The organism is Desulfosporosinus metallidurans (genome assembly GCF_001936615.1).
Taxonomy (GTDB): Bacteria; Bacillota; Desulfitobacteriia; order Desulfitobacteriales; family Desulfitobacteriaceae; genus Desulfosporosinus; species Desulfosporosinus metallidurans.
The window spans coordinates 1-741 of sequence record NZ_MLBF01000170.1; the positions used below are offsets into that span (position 1 = coordinate 1).

1 protein-coding gene and 1 pseudogene are annotated in these 741 nt (G+C 46.0%); both read right to left on the reverse strand.

All coding sequences use genetic code 11. The features are described from left to right. The coding region (locus tag DSOL_RS26195) for a recombinase family protein (protein WP_139314644.1) at positions 1-357 on the reverse strand (357 nt) is incomplete at its 3' end. Next, positions 354-741 (reverse strand): annotated as a pseudogene (locus DSOL_RS28325) (hypothetical protein); the annotation flags it as partial. The gene DSOL_RS26195 and the pseudogene DSOL_RS28325, both read right to left, overlap by 4 nt.

Sequence of the window (741 nt, forward strand, 5' to 3'; positions counted from 1 at the left end):
ACGGATGCACCGGATACTATCCACCGTGTTCCTGGCAAACCGACTGACGGATTTGACTAGTACTATATCGATTTTCCCTGCCATACAGTCCTCAATCATCCGGTTGAATTCTGTCCTGTGTCTTGTGTTGGTGCCGCTGATTCCCTCGTCGGCGTAGATGCCCGCAAACCTCCAACTTGGGGTTTGCAGGATTTTATCGGTATAATAATCTACCTGGGCTTGATAGCTTGAGAGTTGTTCCTCCTGATCTGTGCTGACCCTGCAGTAGGCGCATGCCCGCAATTCTTTTTTCTTAATGTTTTTCGCCGGTTCATGGGGCGGTAAGATTGGTTTTACAGTTATTTTCCGTGGTTTCATGAAGCCCTACCATCCTGATGCTTTTCTCTCACTTCCATGGCCTGCTCCATTTGAAGGCCGGATTTAAAGGTGATGATAATCTTCTCCTTAGATAGGACTTTGACACTTTGTATCAGCCGCCTGACCAGATCGTTATCGAATTCGGTCATAGCACAGTTCCTAGCACCGAGGAATTTTTTCATTTCGTTGACCCTGTGGCGAGATGTATCGTAGAGGGCTTGCTGCTCTGTATACTCATTTTTCTCTTTGAGTATTTGCTTGCGTTCCACAGCGATTTTTTCATATGCCTCATCAAAGTCTATATTGTTGATTCCGCTTTTTGCATTTTCCCCGACCAAGGCCAGCATCTCTTCTTTCAGTTCTTCCAGTCGTTTGTTCATCGCT